Origin of the sequence: Dietzia sp. MNB45, from assembly GCF_051994785.1 — a bacterium.
Lineage (GTDB): Bacteria > Actinomycetota > Actinomycetes > Mycobacteriales > Mycobacteriaceae > Dietzia > Dietzia kunjamensis.
Genome location: NZ_CP163397.1, coordinates 2,072,959 through 2,096,399, shown reverse-complemented (window position 1 = coordinate 2,096,399; position 23,441 = coordinate 2,072,959). Strand labels below are relative to the sequence as shown.

Below are 23,441 nucleotides of genomic sequence, written 5' to 3'. Positions count from 1 at the left end.
TCGCGATGCCCAGACGACACCGACGTGGCGGGTCCGACCGACCGCTACCGCAGCGGCACGGACTCGGGGGCTCGGCGCTCGAACCAGGACCCGCGGGTGACCCCGACTCCTACCACGTCCGACGGATCCCCGGCGCCAGGGCGGGCAAGGACTACCGGTGCCCGGGGTGCGATCACCTGGTGACCTCCGGTACCGCGCATGTGGTGGCGTGGCCGGACCGGCCCGGAGGGGACGAGGAACGTCGCCACTGGCACACCGGGTGCTGGTCCGGCCGGGGCCGGAGAGGCCTCACCCGTCGCTGGAGTTGAGGTCCGGTTCCTCCGGCAGGTCGAACTCCACGTCGTCGCCTGTCCCGGGGACAGGTTCGAGCTTCGCCCGGATCGCGCCGAGATCGTCGAGCACACGCTCGCGGAGCACGCGCAGATCGTCGACATGTCGTCGCGCCCGGGAGACCAGCTGGTCCGCCCGGCGATGGGCGTCGTCGACGATCCGTCGGGCCTCCTCCTCGGCCTCGCGACGCGTGGTCGCGGCGGCCGCCATCGAGGCGTCATGTTGCCGAGTGACCTCGCGTAGGGTCTCGCTGCGACGCAGATCAGAGGCCAGCCGGTGGTCCTCATCGATCTCCTGCCGCCGACGCGCCGCCTCGTCGTCCAGCCGGCGGGCGTCGCGCTCCGCGACGAGGATGATCTCCCGGGCGCGCGCACGCGCCGCATCGAGTACGGCCGTGTGCTCTGCTCGGATGGCCTCGGCACTCCCGCGGACGTCGGCCAATTCGGACCCCGCGGCTTCCCGCAGCCGCCACGCGTCCTCCTCCGCCTCCGCGCGGATCCGGTCGGCGGTGGCGTGAGCGGAGTCGCGGATGGACTCGGCTTCGGCGGTGGCCAGCGAGAGCATCGTCGACACCCTGTCCGACATCTGACCGCTGGTGACGGGAGCCCGACCGAGTTCGGCGACCCTGGCCTCGAGGTCGGCCACGCGTGCCCGCTGCCGGTCGGCCTCCGCCGCTGCTCTCTCGGCACGCTCGACCGCGGCGTCCCTGTCAGCGCGCAGTACCCCCGTCTCCGTCTCGAGACGGGTGAGTGCTCCCATCACCTGCTCACGGTCAAATCCCTTGCGCACCACCGCGAAGGACTCCGCCGTGGTGGGTGACGTGTGCATGCTCGACATGTCACCACCCTAGCGGCGGGCGCGTGAGGGGCGACTAGTGCTGTGCGTCGGCGGGCTCGACGAGCTCGAGGAGCACGCCGCCCGCGTCCTTGGGATGGACGAAGTTGATCCGGGAGTCCGCGGTGCCCCTCCTGGGTGCCGGGTAGAGGACTCTGACGCCCCGCCCCGTGAGGTGTGCCGTGATGGCGTCGATGTCGGTGACCCGGACCGCCATCTGCTGGATCCCCGGCCCGTTGCGGTCGATGAACTTGGCGATGGTGGAGGACTCGTCCAGCGGTGCGAGGATCTGCAGCAGGGCGCCGCCTTCCGGGCGACCGGGGGAGCCGAGCATGGCCTCGCGCACGCCCTGCTCCTCGTTGACCTCCTCATGGAGGTTCTCCATCCCCAGGTTCTCGCGATACCAGTCGACGGCGGCGTCGAAATCGGGCACGGCGACCCCGACGTGGTCGATCGCCACGACGAGTTCGGAGGGCAGGAGGGGTTGGCCGGCTGGGGTAGTCGTCATGCCCATCACGTTAGTCGGTCGGTGCTCGCGGTAGTTTGGTGACCACAGTCTCATCCCCTCCATCGGAAGGTGTCTCATGACCGCCGACCCCACCCGTACCGTCATCGTCTCCGGCGCCCGCACCCCGTTCGGCCGCCTGCAGGGCGGCCTGTCCTCGCTGTCCGCCCCGGAGCTCGGCGGCATCGCGATCAGTGCGGCCCTCGAGCGGGGCGGCGTCTCCCCGGAGGCCGTCGATCAGGTGATCATGGGACAGGTGCTCTCGGCCGGCAACGGCCAGATGCCCGCGCGTCAGGCCTCGCTCGCCGCCGGGCTGCCGAAGCGCGTCGACGCGCTGAGCATCAATAAGATGTGCCTGTCCGGTATGACCGCGATCGCGCTGGCGGACCAGGCGATCCGGTCCGGGTACTCCGAGGTCATCGTTGCCGGCGGCCAGGAGTCGATGTCCCAGGCTCCGCACCTGCTGCCCAAGAGCCGCGCCGGGTACAAGTACGGGTCGATCGAGGTCCTCGATCACATGGCGTACGACGGCCTGCACGACGTTCCGACCGACCAGCCCATGGGTGCCCTCACCGAGGCGCGCAACGTCGAGCTGGAGATCACCCGTGAGCACCAGGACGAGTTCGCGGCGACCTCCCACCAGCGCGCGGCCGCGGCGGCGAAGGAGGGTCGGTTCGCCGACGAGATCGTGCCGGTAACGGTAAAGGGCCGCAAGGGCGACACCGTCGTGGACACCGACGAGGGCGTGCGCGCCGACTCGACCCCCGAGTCGATGGGCAAGCTCCGTCCCGCGTTCTCCAAGGACGGGACCATCACCGCCGGTTCGTCGTCGCAGATCTCGGACGGCGCCTCGGCGACCATCATCACGTCCGTGGCCCGTGCCGAGGCCGAGGGCTGGCCGGTGCTGGCCGAGATCGTCGGCTACGGCACCGTGGCCGGCCCGGACTCGACCCTGCAGCACCAGCCCGCCGACGCGGTGCTGAACGCGTGCGAGCGGGCGGGAGTCGACGTCTCCGACATCGACCTGTTCGAGTTCAACGAGGCCTTCGCCTCCGTCGGACTGCACTCGACCCGCATGCTCGACCTGAGCCCCGACAAGGTGAACGTGAACGGCGGCGCCATCTCGATCGGTCACCCGATCGGGGTGTCCGGCAACCGCGTGGTGCTGACCCTGGCCCTCGAGCTCGCACGCCGCGGCGGCGGGCTCGGAGCGGCTGCCCTGTGCGGCGGCGGCGGCCAGGGTGACGCCCTGATCATCCGGGTGCCCGCGGCCGGCTGACACCCCCGCGCGCCCGTCGTGGCAGGATCGGTGCCGTGACGAGACCAGGTAACCGACCCCCGTCCGCCGCCGAACAGAAGCTCGCGGCGTCGCTCGCAGGCGCCGTCGACCTGTCCGGTCTGAAGAAGCGGGCCGAGACCCGCCGGGGCGCGACCGACACCGGTCGCGCCCCGGGTCAGGGCGGCCCGCCGCCGGGCTCCGGTCCGGAAGTGGTGGTGGAGGTGGACGAGGCCTCCTTCGAGCAGGAGGTGCTGGCCCGCTCCGCTCAGGTTCCGGTGATCCTCGAGCTGGTGTCCCAGCGGGCGCCGACCGCGTTGACCGGCTTGTTGGACGCGCTGGCCGTGGAGGCCGGCGGGCAGTGGGTCCACGCGACAGTGGACGTCGATGCCTCCCCGGGTATCGCACAGGCGCTGCAGGCCCGCGCGGTGCCGACCGTGTACGCCGTGGCGGCGGGCCGCCCGCTCGCCGACTTCGAGGGCGAGCAGCCGGAGGAGGCCCTGCGGCAGTGGCTCGCGGCCGTGCTGCGCGCGACCGAGGGCAAGTTGAGCGGACCCGCGCCGGACGCCGACGAGGCTGGGCCGGAGGAACCCGCCGACCCCGAGCGGGACGCCGCCGAGGACGCGCTCGCCGAGGGGGACCTGGCGGCCGCGGAGGAACGGTTCACCGCGCTCGTGGAGGCCCGCCCGGGCGAGCACTCCCTGGTGGAGGCGCTGCGCTACGTGCAGGCCGCGCGCCGGTCGACGGAAGCGACCGACTCGGGAGAGGGTTCCGTCCCCGACGCGTTGCGGGCTGCAGACACTGCCCTGGTGGGCGGAGAGTACGAGGCCGCGTTCTCGACACTGGTGGACGCGATCCGTGTCCACGTCGGCGACGAGCGCGTCACGTTGCGTGCGCGCCTGCTCGAGCTCCTCGAGGCCCTGCCGGTGGACGATGAGCGGGTGCTGGCCGCGCGCCGGAACCTCGCGAGCGCTCTCTATTGACGCTCCCCTTCCGATACGGACAACGGGCGCCCCGCACGGGGCGCCCGTTGTCGATTGCGACGTCGCCGGTCAGCCTCCCGCCGTCCCCGCCGGCTCCGCAGCCGTCGTCGGGGCCGTGTGTCGGAACCACACGGTGGCGCGGGGGCCGACCGTGATCGCCGCGGAGTAGGGCCGCCCGTGGTGGGGCGCCTGCTCGGCGTGCACTCCGCCGAGATTGCCCGCGCCCGAGCCCTCGTAGGCCGAGGCGTCGGTGTTGAGGATCTCCTCCCAGTACCCGTCCTCGGGGAGCCCGATGCGGTAATCGCCGAGTGCGGCGCCGGAGAAGTTGACCACGCACGCGACGGTGTTGCCGGCGTGGTCGGTCCGCAGGAAGGACAGCGTGTTGTGGGCGGCGTCGTTGGCGTCGATCCACGAGAAGCCGGAGGGGTCATCGTCGAGCGACCACAGGCCGGGATTGTCGGCGTAGCGGGCGTTGAGGTCCCGCACGCAGGCGAGGATGCCACGGTGATACTCGCCCTCCCAGCCCTCGAGATTCTCCCAGGCGACACCCTTGTCGGCGTCCCACTCGGTGGTCTGCCCGAACTCGAGGCCCTGGAAGAGCAGCTTCTTGCCGGGGTGCGCCCACATGTAGGCGTACAGGCTGCGGATGCCGGCCGCACGGTCCCACGAGGTGCCGGGCATACGCTCCCACATCGACCCCTTGCCGTGGACCACCTCGTCGTGGCTCAGGGGGAGGACGAAGCGCTCACTCCAGGCGTACATCATCGAGAAGGTGATCTCGCCGTGGTGGAATCCGCGGTAGATCGGGTCAAGCCCCACGTACCGCAGGGTGTCGTTCATCCACCCCATGTTCCACTTCATGGAGAACCCGAGGCCGCCGGTGTAGGTGGGCGAGGTGACGCCGCCCCAGGACGTGGACTCCTCGGCCACGGTGAGGAAGCCGGGATGCTCCCGTGCCAGGGTCGCGTTGACCTCCTGAAGGAACGAGATCGCCTCGAGGTTCTCCCGGCCACCGTAGATGTTGGGGGTCCACTCGCCGGCCTCGCGGGAGTAGTCCAGGTAGAGCATCGAGGCCACGGCGTCCACTCGTAGGCCGTCGACGTGGAACTCCTCGGCCCAGTAGAGGGCGTTGGCGACGAGGAAGTTGCGTACCTCGTGACGGCCGAAATCGAACACGTAGGTGCCCCAGTCGGGCTGCTCGCCGCGGCGGGGGTCTGCGTGTTCGTAGAGCGGGGTGCCGTCGAACCGGCCGAGTGACCACTCGTCCTTGGGGAAGTGCGCGGGCACCCAGTCCACCAGGACGCCGATGCCGCGCGAGTGCAGGTGGTCGATGACATAGCGCAGGTCGTCGGGGGAGCCGAACCGGCTGGTCGGGGCGTAGTAGGAGGAGACCTGGTAGCCCCACGAACCGCCGAAGGGGTGCTCGGCGACGGGCATGAGTTCCACGTGGGTGAACCCGGTCTCGGCGATGTGGTCGGCGAGCTCGTGCGCGAACTCCCGGTAGTCGAGTCCGGGTCGCCAGGATCCGACGTGGACCTCGAGGACGGTCATCGGGGAACGCGAGTGGTCGCGGGTCGCGCGGGCGGCGATCCACTCTTCGTCGTTCCACTCGTAGCCGGACGTGAACACCTTGGACCCGGTGGCGGGGGGCACCTCGGTGGCCACCGCCATGGGGTCGGCGTGGTCGACGGTCCGGCCGTCGGCGCCGCGGACGCAGTACTTGTAGACCGCGCCGTCGGCGACGTCGGGCACGAACAGTTCCCAGACCCCGGAGGATCCGATCGAGCGCATGGGCAGCGCGGTGGGGTTCCATCCGCAGAAGTCGCCGACCACGCTCATCCCGCGGGCGCCCGGCGCCCACACCGCGAAGGAGGTGCCGGTGACCGGCCCGCCCGGGGTGTCGTAGGTGCGCACGTGGGCGCCGAGGACGTCCCACAGTCGTTCGTGGCGTCCCTCGCCGATGAGGTGCAGGTCGATCTCGCCGAGGGTGGGCAGGAAACGGTAACCGTCCGCGACGGTGCGGGTGTGGCCGTCGGGGTAGCGGACCCGGTAGCGGTAGTCGGGAACGTCGGGGTCGGGCAGCGCCGCGTGGAACAGTCCGTCACCGATCGGGCGCATGGGGACGGTGCGGTCGCCGATGACGACCTCCACCTCCACCGCGCCCGGCTGGACGGTGCGCACGACGGAGCCGTCCCCGTCCCGGTGCGCGCCGTAGACGGAGTGCGGGTCGTGGTGGGTGCCGGACCGGAGCCGGCCGAGGACGTCGGGCGGGATCGGCGTCGGTTCCGTGGGAGTGACGGGCCCGGGGGACGCGACGGGCGCCGTGGCCGGCGCGGGCGGTGTCGGTGACGGCGGTGACGGCGGTGATGAAGACGGCGACGACGACGACGAGGGCGACGACGACGAGGTCTGCTCCGGCTGGAGCCGGTCGGTTGAGCGGTCCTTCTTCTTGTGCTGTTCCATGGCCGTTCGCCTCAATCCACGGTGTGCGTGCGGTAGGACAGTTCGACCCTACGTGCTTCGTCGCAGGGCGGGATCGCGATGATGTGTGCGACGGCGGTCCACGGCTCGAGCCGGACGTAGTTGCTCGACCCCCAGTGGAACTCGGAGCCCGTCACCTCGTCGCGGACGCTGAACCGGGCGTCGGCGTCGTACCCCAGGGCCGCCATGTCGAGGTGGAGGGTGCCCTCCTGGACGCCGAGGGAGTCCAGGGAGACCACCGTGAGAACGCAGTCTCCGGTGGCCGGGTCGACCTTGGAGTAGGCGATGATCTGGTCGTTGTCCACGTCGTGGAACGTCAGGGTGCGCAGCTGCTGCAGGGCGGGGTGCTCGCGGCGGACCCGGTTGAGGGTGCGCAGCCACGGGGCGAGCGACTGCCCGGCGGCCTCCGCGGCGGCGAAGTCACGGGGCCGCAGCTCGTACTTCTCCGAGTCGAGGTACTCCTCGCTGCCGTCGGCGACGGGCTGCCATTCGTAGAGCTCGTAGCCGGAGTACACGCCCCACGCGGGCGAGAGCGTCGCGGCGAGCACCGCCCGGATCGCGAACATCGCCGGGCCGCCACGTTGGAGCGACTCGTGGAGGATGTCCGGGGTGTTGGTGAACATGTTGGGGCGGGCCTCGTCGACGTGGGCCAGCAGCTGCTCGCAGAACTCCACCAACTCGGCCTTCGTGGTCTTCCACGTGAAGTAGGTGTAGGACTGCGAGAACCCGCGCTTGGCCAGTCCGAACAGCCGGGCCGGCCGGGTGAAGGCCTCCGCCAGGAACAGCACGTCCGGCTCGGTCCGCTTCACCTCGCTGATGAGGCGGTTCCAGAAGTCGGCCGGCTTGGTGTGCGGGTTGTCCACCCGGAAGATCCGTACCCCGAGGGACGTCCACAGCCGGACGACACGCAGCACCTCGGCGTAGATGCCCTCGGGGTCGGTGTCGAAGTTGACCGGGTAGATGTCCTGGTACTTCTTGGGCGGGTTCTCGGCGTAGGCGATGTGCCCGTCGGGCAGCACGGTGAACCACTCGGGGTGTTCGGCGGCCCAGGGGTGGTCGGGCGCGCACTGCAGGGCCAGGTCCAGTGCGACCTCGACGCCGCGCTCCCCGGCGTAGGTCACCAGGTCCCGGAAGTCGTCGACGGTGCCGAGGTCGGGGTGGACCGCGTCGTGTCCGCCCTCGGCGGAGCCGATGGCCCACGGTGACCCGACGTCGTCGGGCCCGGGGGTCAGGGTGTTGTTGCGGCCCTTGCGGTTGATCTCGCCGATGGGGTGGATCGGCGGCAGGTACACGACGTCGAACCCGAGGTCGGCCGCGTGATCGACGTAGGAGCGCGAGGTGGTGAACGTCCCGTGGACGGGACGGCCCTCGTCGTCCCACCCTCCGGTGGAACGGGGGAAGAACTCGTACCAGGAACTGAACTGCGCCTCGCGACGGTCCACCCACACGCGGTGGGTCTGACCGACGGTCACCAGTTCGCGCACGGGATCGTCGGCCAGCGCGGCCGCGACCTCGTCCGACAGCGCCGGGGCGGTCCGGGTGGCCGCGTCGCCCGGGCCGCGCAGCGCGGCGGCGGCTCCGGTCAGCAGGTCGACCCGGGCGGCGGCGCCGGCGACCGTCGCCCGGGCGATCGCGGTGTCGAGCACGCGGGCGCCCACCTCGAACTCGTTGCCCAGCTCGCCCGAGTCCAGGCCCGCGGCCATCTTCTTGACGATGCCGCTGCGCCACGTGGCGAACGGGTCGGACCACGCCTCCACCCGGAACGACCACATCCCCGCCACATCCGTGGGCAGCAGCGCGTGGACGGTGTCCGGCTCGGTACCGGGCACCATCGTGGTGCGGGAGGACGCGCCGCCGGGTCGGCGGACGACCAGGCTGGCGGACAGGGCGTCGTGGCCCTCGCGCCAGACGATCGCGGAGACGGGCAGGATCTCCCCGACCACGGACTTGGACGGGAACCTCCCGCAGGAGACGAGGGGGCGGACCTCATCGATGGCCAGACGGTCGTTCACGTCGGTGCTCCTCTCGGCGGGTGGGCGCCGCGGTGGGCGGCGTCACCTCCACGACGCTAGCGAAGTCGGGCCGATCCTTCAGGGGTGCCCGAGTCGGCGTTCACCTGCACGGCCGTGTTCTTCGCCACCCGTCCTCCCGATTACCGGTTAGATGGGCGTCGTGAGCACCCTGATCGACATCGACCCCGACCTCGTCCTCGACCTCCGCGACGTCTCGCTCCGGCGGGACGGCACGTCCCTCGTGGGGCCCCTGTCCTGGCAGGTGGAACTGGACGAGAGGTGGGTGGTGCTCGGCCCCAACGGCGCGGGCAAGACCTCGTTGCTGCGGATCGCCTCGGCCCTGGAGTACCCGAGCACGGGGACGGCCGTCATCCTCGGGGAGCAGCTGGGCCGGACGGAGGTGACCGAGCTGCGCAGCCGTGTCGGCCTGTCGTCGGTCGCGGTGGCCGGTCGCATCCCCGGCGACGAGGTGGTGCAGGATCTGGTCATCTCCGCCGGATACGCCGTGCTGGGCCGCTGGCGGGAGAAGTACGACCCGGAGGATTTCGAGCGCGCCGCGGACACCCTCGAGTCGATCGGGGCGGAGCACCTGGCCGAGCGAACCTGGGGCACCCTCTCCGAGGGGGAGCGCAAGCGCGTGCTCATCGCCCGCGCCATGATGACCGATCCCGAACTGCTGCTCCTCGACGAGCCGGGGGCGGGGCTGGACCTGGGCGGCCGGGAGGACCTGGTCGCCCGCCTCGGGGACATGGCGATGGATCCGGACGCCCCCGCCACGGTCCTGGTCACCCACCACGTGGAGGAGATCCCCCCGGGGTTCACCCACGCCATGCTCCTGGCAGAGGGCGAGGTCACCGCGATGGGGCTGATCGACGAGGTGATCACCTCCGACAATCTCAGCAGGGCCTTCTCCCAGTCGATCGTCGTGGACGCGATCGACGGACGCTACTTCGCGCGCCGGGCGCGCCGCTCGGGCCGGCACCGGCGGGCACCACGGGCATGACGGCACGTGAGGCTCCCGCGGCGTTCGCGCCGGAGGCCGTGCCGGTCCGCGAGGCCGCCACGGTCGCCCTGGTCCGCGACGCGCGGGTCGGCGGGGGAGTGGAGGTCTTCCTGCAGCACCGGGTGGCGACCATGCAGTTCGCCGCCGGGATGTCGGTGTTCCCCGGCGGAGGCGTCGAACCGCGGGACTACCACGGCACCCGCCCCTGGCGCGGACCCGAGCCGGAGTGGTGGGCCGGGCGGTTCGGGATCGAGGCGGACCGCGCCGCCGCGGCCGTCCGCGGGGTGGCGCGGGAACTGTTCGAGGAGACCGGGGTGCTGCTCGCCGAGCCGGCGACCGGGCCGGGAGCCGCCGCACCGGCCGACCCGCCGGGCCCCGACGAGCGGCGCGCACTCGACGCGGGGGAGGGCGACCTGGATTCGCTGCTCGCCGCGCACGGGCTGGTGCTGTCCGCGCACCTGCTGCGCCCGTGGGACCGGTGGACCACCCCGGTCGGACCCCCGCGCCGGTACGACACCTTGTTCTTCGTGGCGGCCCTGCCCCACGGCGTCGAGCCGGACGGCGGCACGACCGAGGCGCGCGCGACCGAGTGGATCCGCGCCGACGACGCCGCGCAGGCGGGGACCCTCGGCCGGCTCGGCATGCTGCGCCCGACCCTCGACGTGCTGTCCGATCTGGCCGCCGCCGCCGATGTCGACGAGGTCCTGGCCACCCCGCGGGCCATCGCTCCGGGCGGGAACTAACGTTGCGTCGGTGACCCCCGAGGACCTGGAGTTCCTGCACACCGCCGCCGGACGCGACCTGCTCGACCTCGCAGCCGGCCTGGCGTGGTCCCGCGCGGACCTCGTGGCCTCGACAGCGGCCGTCCGGCGCGCGGATCCCGTGCATGCGGCGGCGGCGATCGACGTCGTCACCGCCCGGGCGCGCGCGAGGGGTCGAATCCGGGGTGCCGGGGCGATGCTGCTCACCGACGAGGCCGTCCAGCAGGCCACCGCGTGGCCCGTCGCGGCCCTGCGGGCCGGGCGCCTGGCAGGACGGGACGTCCACGACGTCACCTGCTCCGTCGGCGCCGAGCTCACCGAACTCGTCCGGACGGCCGACCGGGTGATCGGCTCGGATCTGGATCCGGTCCGCGCGCGGATGGCGGCCCACAACGTCCCCGATGCACTCGTGTGCGTGGCCGACGCGCTCGCCCCGCCCAGCCGCGACGCCATCCTGGTGGCGGACCCCGCCCGCCGGTCCGGGGGCCGTCGGGTCCACGACCCGGCGCGGCTCAGCCCGCCGCTGCCCGGCCTGCTCGCCGTCGCCGCCGACCGCGATCACGTCATCAAGTGCGCCCCGGGCCTCGACACCTCGGTGCTCGACCACTGCGGGGAGGTCGAACTGGTGTCCCTCGACGGCTCGGTGCGGGAGGCGTGCCTGTGGTCGCCGGGCCTGTCCGCGGGTGTGCGCCGCCGTGCGACCGTGGTCCGCACCGCCGCCGCCGACGCGGCCGGACCGTGGGGACCACCGCGCCTCGTCGCGGACGGGGTCGCGGTCCACGTGGAGGAGGTGACAGACGGCGACGACGACGAGGTCGACGCCCACGAGGAGGCCGAGCGGTTCATCGTGGACCCCGACGGGGCGGTCGTCCGCGCCGGACTCGTACGGCACTGGGCCCGCCGCCACGGGCTCCGCCAGCTCGACCCGAGGATCGCCCATCTGACCGGGCCACGGGTCCCGGACGGCTACACCGGGTTCGAGGTGCTCGAGAAGTGCAGGCTCGACCGCAAGCAGCTGCGCCGCGTGCTGCGCCGGCGAGACTGCGGGTCGTTGGAGATCCTCGTCCGCGGCGTCGACACCGACCCGGACGTGCTGCGACGCTCGCTCTCGCTCAGCGGGTCACGGCCACTCGCGCTGGTGGTGACCCGGATCGGCAGCTCCGCCGTGGTGTTCGTGTGCGGGCCGCGCACCGCTCACTCGAACACGTAGAGGGCGCCCACCGCGGTCGTCAGCGCGATCCGGCCAGCCGCGTCGACGCTGAGTCCCGAGACCGGGCCCGTCGCCGCGGGCACCTCGATCCGGTGGAGGGTGGCGCCGTCGGCGCCGTCGAGCAGGTGGACCGCGATGCCGGGCTCGTCGTCGGATCCGCCCGAGCGCACGGCCACCAGCACCCGCCCGTCCGGCGTCGCGGCGGGGTTCGTGAGCTGGCGCAGGTCGTCCCGGCGCCAGACCACCCGGCCGGTTCCGTCCTGCCCGCGAACGGCCACCACCGGCGCCGGGCCCGCGTCGTCGTCGTGGTCGTCGTCGGGTCCCCTCCACACGGTCGTCGTGCGACCGCCGCTGACCACGGTGCCGTCGGGCAACAGGGCGGGCGGCGTGTCCGGCCGGTACCCGACGGGGGCGGTCCACAGGGCCGCGCCGTCGGACGTCGAGTACGCGGCGAGACCGCCGTCGGCCGCGTGGACGTAGACCTCGTCCCGGGCGTTCGACAGCACCACCGGCGTCCCCAGGCGCCCGTCGGGCAGGGGTGCACGCCACAGCACGTCGAGGGCGGAGAACTCACCGGCGACCAGTCGCACCGCCACCAACTCCGGATCGTCGGCGCCCGGCGTCCACGCGGTGAGGTAGGCGGTGGCCGTGTCCGTGTCCACGGCCGCGGGGGCGGGGACCGGACAGCCCCGCTCGCCGGTCGCGCACCACGGGATCCCGTACGCCGGGTCGTCCGTGGAGATGTCGCCGGCGATCCGCAGTTCGGGCGTGACGTCCAGACCGGTGTGGGCGTTGATCACCCGTGCCGCCCCCAGGTGCGACACGAGCAGCAGGTGGCGTCCGTCCAGCAACGTCACGGTGGTGGGCACGCCCCGGGTCGCGGCGGTCCAGCGGTTCTCACCCTCGGCCGTCAGGGCGCCGACCCCGCCGTAGAGGGGCACGAACAGCGAACCGCGCCCGTCGACTGTCGCGGTGATCCGCGGCCCGTCGGTCGGCAGGCGCAGACACCACCGCTTGCGACCGTCGTCGGCGGTCAGTGCGAAGAGATTGCACCCGCGGTCGGAGATCGTGGCCTGGAACGACGTGCCGATGCCGTCCGAGGAGGCCACGCCGACCGCGGGCGCACCGAGGGCGCGCGACCACAGCAGCCCGGGGGCGTCCGAGACCGGGGAGTGTGCGCGTCCGGAGTTCGGCGGGCCACCCGCGAGCGAGGACCAGCTCGCGGCCTGGCCCAGGCGGGCGCCGCCACTCTCCGCGTCCGAGGCGCACCCGGCGGCCACCCCCGCCGCCAGAGCGACGGCGACCAGGGCCCGCGCGGTGCGCGGTGTCAGTGCCGGTGCCGATGCCACAGGTCCCCCCGTCGAGTCGAGACAGTCACACGAGAGAGTAGTCCGCCACCCGCCGCCCACCCGACCGGCGCTCCGACGTGGCGGACGCGGGGACCGACGTGCAGGGGTGCGGGGCGGGGGAATCACGGATCGCGGAGTGCACTCCGCGGCTACCGTGACGGGCATCACCCGTGCCCACGGAAGGCGGCCACACCCCGATGACAGCGAACTCCGGACTCGACACCGCGCTCACCCCGCTGAGCTTCCTCGAGAAGGCCGCGCGCGTCTCACCCGACGCCACCGCGGTCGTCGACGGCCCGCGCCGTCAGACCTACGCCGAGTTCGCCGACCGGGCCACCCGGCTGGCCTCCCTGCTGAAGATGCGCGGCGTGGCGCGCGGTGACCGGGTGGGCGTCCTGGCGCCGAACTCGGCCGAGGCGCTGCTCGCGCAGTTCGGCGTCCCCCTCGCGGGCGGCGCCGTGGTCGCGCTCAACACCCGCCTCGCCCCGGCCGAGATCGCCTACATCGTGGAGCACGCCGGGATCGCCGTCCTCATCGCCGACGCGGAACTCCTCGCGGGGCTGGGCGACGAGGTCCCCGACGCGCTGCGTCTCGTCCTGGTCGCCCCGGACGCCGACGGCACGCAACCCGACCCGGCCCGCTTCGGCCCGCGCGCCGAGGCTCTCGAGGACGCCCTCGCGTCCGCCTCCCCTCAGCCGGTCTCGTGGACGGTCGCCGACGAGGACTCCGTCATCGCGGTCAACTACACCTCCGGCACCACCGGCCGACCCAAGGGCGTCATGTACACGCACCGGGGCGCCTACCTCAACTCCCTCGGCGAGATCGTCACCCAGGGCCTGGACGCCGACTCGAAGTACCTCTGGACGCTGCCCATGTTCCACTGCAACGGGTGGTGCACGACCTGGGCGCTGACCGGTGCGAGGGGGACCCACGTGTGTCTGCGCGCCGTCCGCGGGGACGAGATCTGGAGACTGTTCGACGACGAGGGGGTCAACCGCCTGGCCGGTGCACCAGCCGTGTTGTCCACCATCGCCGACGACCCGGCCGCCCGGCCGATCGACGGGATCCGCATGGTCACCGCCGGGGCCCCGCCCTCGCCGACCATCCTGCGCCGCTTCGAGGACCTCGGCATCGACGTCACCCAGGTGTACGGACTGACCGAGACCTACGGCCCGTTCACGGTGTGCACCCCGCAGCCCGGATGGGCCGACCTGGACCCTGACGAGCGGGCCGGGCTCAAGTCGCGCCAGGGCGTCGCCATGATCCACGCCGACACCGTGCGCGTGGTCGAGCGCACCTCACCGGGGGAGAGCCGGCTGGTCGACGTCCCCGCCGACGGCGTGACCATGGGCGAGGTCGTCATGACCGGCAACGGGGTCATGAAGGGGTACTTCGGCGACCCCGAGGCCACGGCCACCGCGTTCGCCGGCGGGTGGTTCCACTCCGGCGACCTGGGCGTCATGCACCCGGACGGATACGTGCAACTGCTGGACCGCGCCAAGGACGTCGTGGTCTCCGGCGGCGAGAACATCTCCACCATCGAGGTCGAGCAGGCGGTCGTGTCCCACCCCGACGTGGTCGACTGCGCGGTCGTGTCCATGCCCGACGAGAAGTGGGGCGAGCGTCCCAAGGCCTACGTCGTGGTCCGGCCGGGCTCCACGCTCGACGAGGCCGCCGTGATCGAGCACTGCCGGACCAGGATCGCGCGCTACAAGGTGCCCGGTGCGGTGGAGTTGACCGAGGCCCTGCCCCGGACGTCGACCGGAAAGGTCCGCAAGAACGAACTGCGCGACGCCGCCTGGTCCGGCTGGGACAAGCGCATCAACTGAACCACCCGCCCCACCCGGTGGCCGCCGACCGGGCGCCGTGCCCCGCCACCGACCGCCCCGGCACCGTCACCGCGGCCACGGCCGCGTTATTGTGTCTGGCAGGACCACAATCCGGTGCGCCCGGTCTAGACGGGGGCGCACCCCGCCCCGACTCGCAGGAGGTCGACGCAGGCCCATGACGAACATCGTCGTACTGATCAAGCAGGTTCCCGACACCTATTCCGAGCGCAAGCTCACGGACGGGGACTACACCCTGGACCGCGAGGCCGCGGACGCGGTCCTGGACGAGATCAACGAGAAGGCCGTCGAGCAGGCGCTCCAGATCAAGGAGGCCCACGGCGGCGAGGTGACCGTCCTGTGCGCCGGTCCGGACCGCGCCACCGAGGCCATCCGCAAGGCCCTGTCCATGGGCGCCGACAAGGCCGTCCACCTCAACGACGAGGCCCTGCACGGTTCCGACGTCGTCCAGACCTCGTGGGCGCTGGCCAACGTGCTGGGCACCATCGAGGGGACCGAGCTGGTCATCGCCGGCAACGAGGCCACCGACGGCCGCATGGGTGCCGTCCCGGCCATCCTCGCCGAGTACCTCGGCCTCCCGCAGCTGACGCACATGCGCACCCTGGAGATCGCCGACGGCGTCGCCAAGGGCGAGCGTGAGACCGACGAGGGCATCTTCGAGGTCGAGGCCACCCTGCCGTGCGTCGTCTCCGTCGGCGAGAAGATCAACGAGCCGCGGTTCCCGTCCTTCAAGGGCATCATGGCCGCCAAGAAGAAGCCGGTCGAGTCCCTCACGCTGGCCGACGCCGGCGTCGAGGCCGCCCAGGTGGGCAAGGACAACGCCGCGTCCAGCGTCACCTCCGCGAGCCCCAAGCCGCCGCGCGCCGCCGGCGAGAAGGTCACCGACGAGGGCGAGGGCGGCAACGACGTCGCCAAGTACCTCGTGTCGCAGAAGCTCATCTGACGCGAACTCACCCCGACCGACTCATCCCAGTCTTTTTCAAGGAGAATCCACCATGGCTGAAGTCCTCGTCGCGGTCGAGCACGTCGACGGCGAACTCAAGAAGGTGTCCCTCGAGCTGCTGACCGCCGCTCGTGCCCTCGGAGAGCCCTCCGCGGTCGTCTTCGGTGAGACCGGCACCGCCGCCGCGCTCACCGATGCCCTCAAGGAGGCCGGCGCGGAGAAGATCTACGTCGCCGAGGGTGACGCGGTCCAGAACTACCTCGTCACCCCCAAGGTCGACGTCCTGGCCGGCCTCGCCGAGCAGGGTGCGGCCGCGATCGTCCTGGCCGCCACGTTCGAGGGCAAGGAGGTCGCGGGTCGTCTCGCGGCCCGCACCGGCTCCGGCACCCTGTGTGACGTCGTGGAGATCAAGTCCGACGGTTCGGCCGTCCACTCGATCTTCGGTGGCGCCTTCACCGTGGAGGCGACCGTCTCCGGCGAGACCCCGATCTACACGCTGCGTCCGGGCTCCGTCGAGGCCGCCCCGGCCGCCGGCGCCGGTGAGGTCGTCGAGGTGCAGGTCCCCGAGCCCGAGAACGCTGCCAAGGTCATCTCGCGCAACCCGATCGTCGGTGGCGACCGCCCCGAGCTCACCGAGGCGACCGTCGTCGTCTCCGGTGGCCGCGGCGTCGGCTCCGCCGACAACTTCGAGAAGGTCGTCGAGCCGCTCGCCGATTCGCTCAAGGCCGCCGTCGGCGCGTCGCGCGCCGCCGTGGACTCGGGCTACTACCCGGGACAGTTCCAGGTCGGTCAGACCGGTAAGACCGTGTCGCCGCAGCTGTACATCGCCCTCGGTATCTCGGGCGCCATCCAGCACCGCGCCGGCATGCAGACGTCGAAGACCATCGTCGCCGTCAACAAGGACGAGGAGGCCCCGATCTTCGAGATCGCGGACTACGGCATCGTCGGCGACCTGTTCAACGTCGCCCCGCAGCTCACCGAGGCCATCAACGCCCGTAAGTGAGCAGGACGCGCACCGCGTCCACCAGCGTCACCCGGACCCCGGCACCCCTGCGGTGCCGGGGTCCGGCGCGTTCGGGCGTATCCTTGCCAGCGATATGCCCACCACCCGCTCCGTGCACTATCTCGACCACGCCGCGACCACCCCGATGCGTGCGGCGGCCGTCGCCGCCTACGCCGAGGCGTCCTCCTCGGTCGGCAACGCGTCCTCGCTCCACGGCTCCGGACGCCGCGCCCGTCGCCGCGTCGAGGAGGCCCGCGAGTCGCTCGCGCACCATCTCGGCTGCCGGCCGTCAGAGGTGGTGTTCACCTCCGGCGGGACGGAGTCCGACAATCTCGCCGTTCTCGGGCAGGTGGGTGCCTCGGCGGGCGACGTGGTGGCCGTGGGGGCGACCGAGCACCACTCCGTCCTCGACGCCGCCGCCCACCTGGCGACCGACCGTGGCGGTCGGAAGGCCGTCCGGGTGTTGCCCGTGGACCCCCGCGGCGCCGTCACCCCGGCAACGGTCCGTGACCTTGCCGACGAGCTCGGCCCGCGACTGGCCCTCGTCGCGGTGATGCTCGGCAACAACGAGATCGGCACCCTCACGGATGTCGCGGCGGCGGCCGGCCCGGCCCGCGCGGTGGGCGCGGCCGTCCACACCGATGCCGTCCAGGCCGTCGGCCACGTCCCGGTCTACTTCTCCGGCCTCGGCGTGACCTCTCTCAGTCTCTCCGCGCACAAGTTCGGTGGACCGCTCGGCGTCGGTGCGTTGCTCCTCGACCGCGGTGCCGACTGCGTGCCGATCGGGTACGGGGGTGGCCAGGAGCGGGACCTGCGGTCCGGATCCGTGGACGTGCCCGGGGTCGTCGCCATGGCGGCCGCGCTCGAGGAAGCGGTCCGTGAGATGGAGTCCGAGGCCCTGCGTCTGAGCCGGTTGCGCGATCGACTCGTCGCCGGTGTGCTCGCCGAGGTCCCCGGCGCGATCGCCAACGGAGGCGGGGATCGCCTGCCCGGCATCGCCAACCTCACCTTCCCCGGTTGTTCCGGCGAATCGCTCATCCTGCTGCTCGACGCCGCCGGGATCGAATGTTCCACGGGGTCGGCCTGCACCGCCGGTGTGGCCGAGCCGAGTCACGTCCTGCTGGCCCTCGGTGCCGACGAGGCCGCTGCCCGCAGCAGTCTGCGACTGAGCCTGGGGCACACCACCACCGAGGACGACGTCGACGCCGCCATCGCCGCGATCGGGCCCGCGGCCGAACGCGCCCGCGTCGCCGGTCTCGGGCTCGCCCGCACCGGGGTGGCCGCATCATGAGGGTCCTCGCCGCCATGAGCGGGGGAGTGGACTCCGCCGTCGCCGCCGCCCGTGCCGTCGCCGCCGGACACGACGTCGTGGGCGTCCACCTCGCCCTCAGTGCGGACCCCGCGACCCTGCGAACGGGATCGCGCGGATGCTGCTCGCGGGAGGACGCGGGGGACGCCCGTCGGGTCGCCGACCTGCTGGGCATCCCGTTCTACGTGTGGGACTTCGCCGAGCGCTTCCGTGCCGACGTGATCGACGACTTCGTCGAGTCCTACGCCCGGGGTGAGACACCCAATCCGTGCCTCCGGTGCAACGAGCGCATCAAGTTCGAGGCGCTCCTCGAGCGGGGCATCGCGCTCGGCTTCGACGCCGTCGCCACCGGCCACTACGCGCAGTTGTCGTCCGAGGAACTGCCCGACGGCACCCGACGGCCGGTCCTTCGTCGCGCCGTGGACGACGCCAAGGACCAGTCGTACGTCCTCGGCGTGCTCACGCCGAAGCAGCTCGCGCACTCGATGTTCCCCCTCGGGGACTCGCTCAAGTCGCAGGTCCGCGCCGAGGCCGACGCGGCCGGGTTGCCCGTCGCCTCCAAGCCCGACAGTCATGACATCTGCTTCATCCCCTCCGGCGACACCCGCGCCTTCCTCGGGGCGCGGATCGGCATGCGGCCCGGGGCGGTCGTCGACGCGGACACCGGCGACGAGCTCGGCCGCCACGAGGGCATCCACGGGTTCACCATCGGCCAGCGCAAGGGCCTCGGGGTCAGCGGCCCCGCCGCGGACGGTCGGCCCCGCTACGTCACCGCGATCGACGCCGACAGCGGCACCGTCACAGTCGGTGGCGCGGACCACCTGCTCTCGTCCGGCATGACCGCGTCCTCGCCCTACTGGCTCGTCGACGACGACATCCGCGAGACCGACTGCCGGGTGCAGATCCGCGCCCACGGCGAGGCGACCCCGGGACACGTCCGACGCCTCGGCGACGGACCGGATGCCCGGCTCGAGATCACGCTCGACGAGCCGATCCGCGGCGTGGCTCCGGGCCAGGCCGCCGTGTTGTACAGGTCCGAGCCGGGCGGCGACCGCGTTCTGGGGAGTGGAACCATCTCCGCGTCCCGCCCGGCCGCGGAGACCACGTGACGCCGCGGGGCGTGGGCCCGTCCAGCACCGGGTCGGTCCCATGCCCGGCACCGACCCCCGTGAATCGGCGCGGATGGTCATGGGGGAATGCCACGCGCTGCCGTTCCTGCCCGAACTACCGGATCGCGGCCCCGGGGCCGACCAGATCGGCCGCACGCTGGCGCTGCTCGCCGACCTGCCGGCCGACGCCTCCCCGCGCGGATGGCGACTCGCGGACTCGCCGGGGCGCCTCGCCCGCCGGGCCGCCGACTTCCTCGACCGGGACGCCGACGCCCTCGAGGAGGCCGACGAGCGGGCCCGGGATCCCGAGGGGGACCCCGCCACCGACTCCCGTCGTCTGCAGGTCCGTGTGGTGGGCCCGTGGTCCCTCGCGGCCGGGGTGGAACTGCCCGGCGGGTTTCCCGTCCTCAGCGACCGCGGTGCCCGGCGAGACCTGGCCGCCTCCCTGGCGGAGGGCGCGAGTGCGCGTGCCGTGCGGCTGGCGGGCCGGATAGGGGCAGGCGCACGGATCCTGCTGGACGAGCCCCTGCTCTGGCATGTCGCCGCCGGGACGGTCCGCTCGCCCAGCCGTCTCGACCCGATCGCGGCCGTTCCCCCTGATCAACTCGCCCTGTCGCTCTGCCGGTTCGCCGATGCGCTCCGCGACGCCGGGGCCGCAGAGGTCCTGATCCGGCTCCCGGTCACCTCCGACCCTGGGGCACCTCCGGTCTGGGAGGTCGTCAGCGACCCCCCGCGGGGTGAGACGCCTCTCGACGGGGTGTGCCTGGCGACCGCGCCGCTGCACACAGCCCGGTCGCATGCCGCGCTGGATGCCGCCGGGACGGTCCTCGGTAACGGCGGGATCCTCCACCTGGAGGGTCTACCCGGCGGCGGCCCGCCGCCACGCACCGTGGCGGAGGCCGAGGACACCGCAGTGGGACTGCTGGCTCTGCTCGACCGACTGAGCGCGCCCAGGTACTCCACCCTGGACCGCGTCATCCTCACGCCCACCACCGAGGAGACCTCGACCGGTGAGGACCGTGCCGCGGCCGCCCTCCGGGGCGCCCGTCTGGTGGCCGAGACCACCCCACGGGTGGCGGAGTAACAGACGACGCGGAGTAACAGACAACGCGGCGCTACACTGCCGCCATCGGCCAGAGGATGTTGACGTCGGACGAGTCCTTGCCGGACCGCTCCAGGTACGCGACGAAGTCCCGCTGGCGCGTCTCGTGCCAACTCGCCTGTCGCGCATTGACCTCCCGCCAGTCCGGACTCGACAGTTCCTGCTGACCGCCCAGCATCTTCCACGCCAGCCGGGCGGCGGCGAGTGCATCCGCCGCGGCCTCGTGGGCGCTGTCCAGTCGTACCCCGTGTAGACCGCACAGGGCCTCAAGCGTCCGCTTGCCCTTCCGGTAGGGATCCACCGCACGGTCCACGACGTACGGGTCGATCACGGGACCGAGGATCTCGAACGACGGGTCCCACCGGCGCAGAATAGTCAGGTCGTAGCAGGCGTTGAACACGACGAGCGTGCGTCCCTCGCCCCATCCCCGGCGGATGGCGGCCACCGTCTCGGCGATGACCTCGGCATGGGGACGGCCGTTCTCGCGGGCATGGGCCGTGGTGATGCCGTGGACCGCCGTCGCCCCCTCGGGAATGTCTATCCCCGGGTCGGCGAGCCAGTTCCGCTCCTTCTTGTGCTGCCCGTCTATCGCGATGAGGGCAGAGGAGACGACGTGGGCGGTCCGGGGGTCGGGACCGGTGGTCTCGAGGTCGAACGCGAGCAGTCGGTTCCGGTCGATGGCGAGCGGGAGCTGTGTGTGGGTTGTCATGGGCTCACCGTAGGGCAGCGCTCCGACATCGAGGCCCCGCCCGGCATTACCCTGTCCCTGTGAGCCTTCCCGATGACAACAGTCAGCCCGTCGGCACGGGGGACATCCCGCCCGAGGTGCGGCAGGAGTGGACCGAGCTCGCAGAGACGGTCCGCGATCACCAGTTCCGCTACTACGTCAAGGACGCGCCCATCGTCTCCGACGCCGAGTTCGACCGGCTCTTCGGCGAGTTGCAGGCGCTCGAGGAGACGCACCCGGGGCTGCGGAGCGCCGACTCACCCACCCAATTGGTCGGCGGCGGCTTCTCGACGGATTTCGCTCCGGTCGAGCACCTCGAGCGGATGACCAGCCTGGACAACGTGTTCTCCGAGGAGGAGTTGCGCGACTGGGTCGCCTCCGCCGTCGAGCAGGCGGGCGTCCCAGAGGACAGCCTGCCGTTCCTGTGCGAGGTCAAGATCGACGGCGTGGCATTGGACCTCGTCTACCGTGACGGGAAGTTGGTCAGCGCCGCCACGCGCGGTGACGGCCGTACGGGAGAGGACGTGACCCTCAACGCGCGGACCATCGACGACATCCCGGTGACGCTCACCCCGTCGGACGACCGCCCGGTGCCCTCGCTCATCGAGGTGCGGGGCGAGGTCTTCTTCCGGCTCGAGGACTTCGCCGAGCTCAACGCCCGTCTGGTGGCGGAGGGCAAGGCGCCGTTCGCCAACCCGCGCAACAGTGCGGCCGGGTCGCTGCGCCAGAAGAACCCCGCCATCACCGCCCAGCGCCGGCTCGGCATGTACTGCCACGGTCTCGGTGCGGTCGAGGGCGCGACCTTCGAGAGCCTCCACGACGTCTACCTCGCCCTCGCCGACTGGGGCCTGCCCGTCTCACCGCACACCGCGCCCGCCACGGGGGTGGAGGAGGTGGTCGAGCGGATGAGGTTCTGGGGTGAGCACCGCAGCGACCCCGAACACGAGATCGACGGTCTCGTCGTGAAGATCGACGACCGCGCGGTCCAACGCCGACTCGGCCAGACGTCCCGCGCGCCGCGGTGGGCCATCGCCTACAAGTACCCGCCCGAGGAGGTCATGACGACACTCCTGGACATCCGGGTCTCCGTCGGGCGCACCGGACGGGTCACCCCCTTCGCTCACATGGAGCCGGTCACGGTCGCCGGATCGACGGTCTCGTTGGCCACCCTCCACAACCAGACCGAGGTGATCCGCAAGGGCGTGCTGATCGGCGACACGGTGGTCATCCGGAAGGCCGGTGACGTGATCCCCGAGGTCCTCGGCCCGGTGGTCGAGCGGCGCGACGGCACCGAGCGCGAGTTCGTCTTCCCCGAACGTTGTCCGGAGTGCGATACGGTCCTGGCCCCGGCGAAGGAGGGCGACGCCGACTGGCGCTGCCCCAACCAGCGTTCCTGTCCCGCCCAGCTGCGGGAGCGGCTGTTCTATCTCGCCTCGCGCAACGCCCTCGACATCGAGGCGCTCGGGTACGAGGGCGCCTCGGACCTGCTGACCAGCGGGGTGCTGGTCAACGAGGCCGGACTGTTCGACCTCACCGAGCCCGACCTGCTCAGGACAGACCTCTACACCCGCGTCGACAAGGCCACCCGCAAGCAGATCGAGGCGGGGGCCGAACCCGAACGCACCGTGCTCACCGAGAACGGTCGCAAGCTGCTGGCCAACCTCGCCACCGCCCGGGACCGACCGCTCTGGCGGGTACTGGTCGCGCTGTCGATCCGACACGTGGGCCCCACGGCCGCGCGCGCCCTGGCGACCCGGTTCGGGACCATGGAGGCCATCCGCGCCGCGTCCGAGGAGGAACTGGCGGAGACGGACGGGGTCGGGTCGACCATCGCGGCCTCGGTGGTCGAGTGGTTCGACGTCGACTGGCACCGCGAGATCGTCGACCGCTGGACCGCCGCAGGTGTCTCGATGGCCGACGAGCGCGACGAATCGATCCCGCGGACGCTGGAGGGACTGACGATCGTGGCGACCGGCTCACTCGAGGGCTTCACGCGCGACGGCATCAAGGAGGCGATCATCGCTCGCGGCGGCAAGGCCTCCGGGTCGGTCTCCAAAAAAACCGACTACGTCGTGGTGGGCGACAACCCGGGGTCCAAAGCGGCCAAGGCCGAGGAGTTGGGCCTGACGATCCTGGACGAGGCCGGCTTCGTCGACCTGATGGACAACGGTCCGGCCGGGGCGGGGGAAGGGGACCTGGACCCGGAGGTGGACGCGGAACCGGAGCAGACCGACCCGTGACCCCGATAACGCCCCTCGTCCAGTTCCCCTGGCCGTTGTTCCTCGGAGCGGGCGTCGGTCTCGCGCTCGCGGTCGGTGTCTCCCTCCGTGGTCTGCGGAGCGAGCGTCGCCGGCGCATCCTCGCGGTGTCGGCCTCCGCCGTGGCGGGGGCGTCGACCGGAGCGTTCGCCGGACTGGTGTGGCTCTGGGTCGGCCCGATGTCGAAGCCGGTCTCCTGCCTCTACTCCTGTAACGAAGTCGCGCAGTTCCTGTCCAACGAGCAGTTCCGACAGATCGTCCTCATGACCGACCTGGCGTGGGTTCTCCCGGTCACGGTGCTCCTCTCCGCGGCGGTCGCGGTGTGGTCGTGGCGACGCGGACCCCGACGCTGACCGACATCCGTTCCGGACCGGCGCCGGCCGGGCGGCGGGCCCGCCC

Annotated in this window: 20 protein-coding genes; 14 read left to right on the top strand and 6 right to left on the bottom strand. The window is 72.2% G+C overall.

Annotated elements, in window-relative coordinates; all coding sequences use genetic code 11:
- Positions 1-5: 5 nt before the first annotated feature.
- Positions 6-308: an ATP/GTP-binding protein gene (locus AB5G72_RS10045; protein ID WP_241742425.1), complete on the top strand. Its 303-nt coding sequence runs from the start codon at positions 6-8 to the stop codon at positions 306-308.
- Here the strand turns inward: AB5G72_RS10045 and AB5G72_RS10040 are convergent.
- Complete coding sequence (locus AB5G72_RS10040) at positions 289-1,167, bottom strand: hypothetical protein (RefSeq protein ID WP_341254176.1); 879 nt, start codon at positions 1,165-1,167, stop codon at positions 289-291. The genes AB5G72_RS10045 and AB5G72_RS10040 overlap by 20 nt on opposite strands.
- Positions 1,168-1,201: 34 nt before the next feature.
- The gene (gene mce, locus AB5G72_RS10035) at positions 1,202-1,672 is read right to left on the bottom strand and encodes a methylmalonyl-CoA epimerase (protein ID WP_120283583.1); all 471 of its coding nucleotides are present in this window, start codon (positions 1,670-1,672) and stop codon (positions 1,202-1,204) included.
- A 76-nt stretch (positions 1,673-1,748) separates the two neighbouring features.
- Between mce and AB5G72_RS10030 the strand changes: the two genes are divergently transcribed.
- Both AB5G72_RS10030 and AB5G72_RS10025 read left to right on the top strand, forming a co-directional pair.
- The gene (locus AB5G72_RS10030; protein WP_440219795.1) at positions 1,749-2,948 is read left to right on the top strand and encodes an acetyl-CoA C-acetyltransferase; all 1,200 of its coding nucleotides are present in this window, start codon (positions 1,749-1,751) and stop codon (positions 2,946-2,948) included.
- Positions 2,949-2,983: 35 nt separating this feature from the next.
- Positions 2,984-3,928, top strand: a complete 945-nt coding sequence (locus tag AB5G72_RS10025) for a tetratricopeptide repeat protein (RefSeq protein ID WP_120283581.1) — start codon at positions 2,984-2,986, stop codon at positions 3,926-3,928.
- A 69-nt stretch (positions 3,929-3,997) separates the two neighbouring features.
- Here the strand turns inward: AB5G72_RS10025 and glgB are convergent, their stop codons facing one another.
- Together glgB and AB5G72_RS10015 are read right to left on the bottom strand one after the other, a co-directional pair.
- Positions 3,998-6,391 (bottom strand): 1,4-alpha-glucan branching protein GlgB, encoded by a 2,394-nt coding sequence (glgB, locus tag AB5G72_RS10020; RefSeq protein ID WP_440219794.1) that lies wholly within the window; start codon positions 6,389-6,391, stop codon positions 3,998-4,000.
- Positions 6,392-6,402: 11 nt separating this feature from the next.
- The gene (locus tag AB5G72_RS10015; protein WP_096905265.1) at positions 6,403-8,421 is read right to left on the bottom strand and encodes a maltotransferase domain-containing protein; all 2,019 of its coding nucleotides are present in this window, start codon (positions 8,419-8,421) and stop codon (positions 6,403-6,405) included.
- A gap of 151 nt (positions 8,422-8,572) precedes the next feature.
- Here AB5G72_RS10015 and AB5G72_RS10010 point away from each other — a divergent pair, with 151 nt between their 5' ends.
- From AB5G72_RS10010 to AB5G72_RS10000, 3 genes are read left to right on the top strand one after another with little or no spacing between them, the layout of a single operon-like run.
- Entirely contained in the window at positions 8,573-9,424 is an 852-nt protein-coding gene (locus AB5G72_RS10010; RefSeq protein WP_067718305.1) for an ABC transporter ATP-binding protein, read from the top strand.
- The gene (locus AB5G72_RS10005) at positions 9,421-10,167 is read left to right on the top strand and encodes an NUDIX hydrolase (protein WP_067718303.1); all 747 of its coding nucleotides are present in this window, start codon (positions 9,421-9,423) and stop codon (positions 10,165-10,167) included. The genes AB5G72_RS10010 and AB5G72_RS10005 overlap by 4 nt, the downstream gene beginning before the upstream one ends.
- A gap of 10 nt (positions 10,168-10,177) precedes the next feature.
- A complete protein-coding gene (locus AB5G72_RS10000; RefSeq protein WP_440219793.1) occupies positions 10,178-11,395 on the top strand; it encodes a THUMP-like domain-containing protein in 1,218 nt (405 codons plus the stop codon).
- Here the strand turns inward: AB5G72_RS10000 and AB5G72_RS09995 are convergent.
- The gene (locus tag AB5G72_RS09995; protein ID WP_440219792.1) at positions 11,380-12,744 is read right to left on the bottom strand and encodes an outer membrane protein assembly factor BamB family protein; all 1,365 of its coding nucleotides are present in this window, start codon (positions 12,742-12,744) and stop codon (positions 11,380-11,382) included. The two genes, AB5G72_RS10000 and AB5G72_RS09995, sit on opposite strands and share 16 nt — an antisense overlap.
- Before the next feature lie 197 nt (positions 12,745-12,941).
- Here AB5G72_RS09995 and AB5G72_RS09990 point away from each other — a divergent pair, with 197 nt between their 5' ends.
- The 6 genes from AB5G72_RS09990 to AB5G72_RS09965 all read left to right on the top strand — a co-directional run bounded on the left by AB5G72_RS09990 (position 12,942) and on the right by AB5G72_RS09965 (position 20,039).
- The gene (locus AB5G72_RS09990; RefSeq protein ID WP_120283575.1) at positions 12,942-14,573 is read left to right on the top strand and encodes an AMP-binding protein; all 1,632 of its coding nucleotides are present in this window, start codon (positions 12,942-12,944) and stop codon (positions 14,571-14,573) included.
- 175 nt (positions 14,574-14,748) lie between these two features.
- Positions 14,749-15,534 carry an electron transfer flavoprotein subunit beta/FixA family protein gene (locus AB5G72_RS09985; RefSeq protein WP_067718293.1) on the top strand — a complete coding sequence of 262 codons (786 nt, stop codon included), beginning with the start codon at positions 14,749-14,751 and terminating at the stop codon, positions 15,532-15,534.
- A 52-nt stretch (positions 15,535-15,586) separates the two neighbouring features.
- Positions 15,587-16,537, top strand: coding sequence for an electron transfer flavoprotein subunit alpha/FixB family protein (locus tag AB5G72_RS09980; RefSeq protein WP_096905270.1), 951 nt, complete (start codon positions 15,587-15,589; stop codon positions 16,535-16,537).
- A 94-nt stretch (positions 16,538-16,631) separates the two neighbouring features.
- Positions 16,632-17,828, top strand: a complete 1,197-nt coding sequence (locus AB5G72_RS09975) for a cysteine desulfurase family protein (protein WP_440219791.1) — start codon at positions 16,632-16,634, stop codon at positions 17,826-17,828.
- A complete protein-coding gene (gene mnmA / locus AB5G72_RS09970) occupies positions 17,825-18,955 on the top strand; it encodes a tRNA 2-thiouridine(34) synthase MnmA (protein WP_253001931.1) in 1,131 nt (376 codons plus the stop codon). Before AB5G72_RS09975 ends, mnmA begins: the two co-directional genes overlap by 4 nt.
- Before the next feature lie 40 nt (positions 18,956-18,995).
- Positions 18,996-20,039 (top strand): cobalamin-independent methionine synthase, encoded by a 1,044-nt coding sequence (locus AB5G72_RS09965; protein ID WP_440219790.1) that lies wholly within the window; start codon positions 18,996-18,998, stop codon positions 20,037-20,039.
- 31 nt (positions 20,040-20,070) lie between these two features.
- Here the strand turns inward: AB5G72_RS09965 and AB5G72_RS09960 are convergent, their stop codons facing one another.
- Positions 20,071-20,766 carry an exonuclease domain-containing protein gene (locus AB5G72_RS09960; protein ID WP_120283569.1) on the bottom strand — a complete coding sequence of 232 codons (696 nt, stop codon included), beginning with the start codon at positions 20,764-20,766 and terminating at the stop codon, positions 20,071-20,073.
- A 59-nt stretch (positions 20,767-20,825) separates the two neighbouring features.
- Here AB5G72_RS09960 and ligA point away from each other — a divergent pair, with 59 nt between their 5' ends.
- Positions 20,826-23,024 (top strand): NAD-dependent DNA ligase LigA, encoded by a 2,199-nt coding sequence (ligA, locus tag AB5G72_RS09955; protein WP_440219789.1) that lies wholly within the window; start codon positions 20,826-20,828, stop codon positions 23,022-23,024.
- Entirely contained in the window at positions 23,021-23,395 is a 375-nt protein-coding gene (locus AB5G72_RS09950; protein WP_413957337.1) for a hypothetical protein, read from the top strand. The genes ligA and AB5G72_RS09950 overlap by 4 nt, the downstream gene beginning before the upstream one ends.
- The last annotated feature ends 46 nt before the right edge of the window (positions 23,396-23,441 follow it).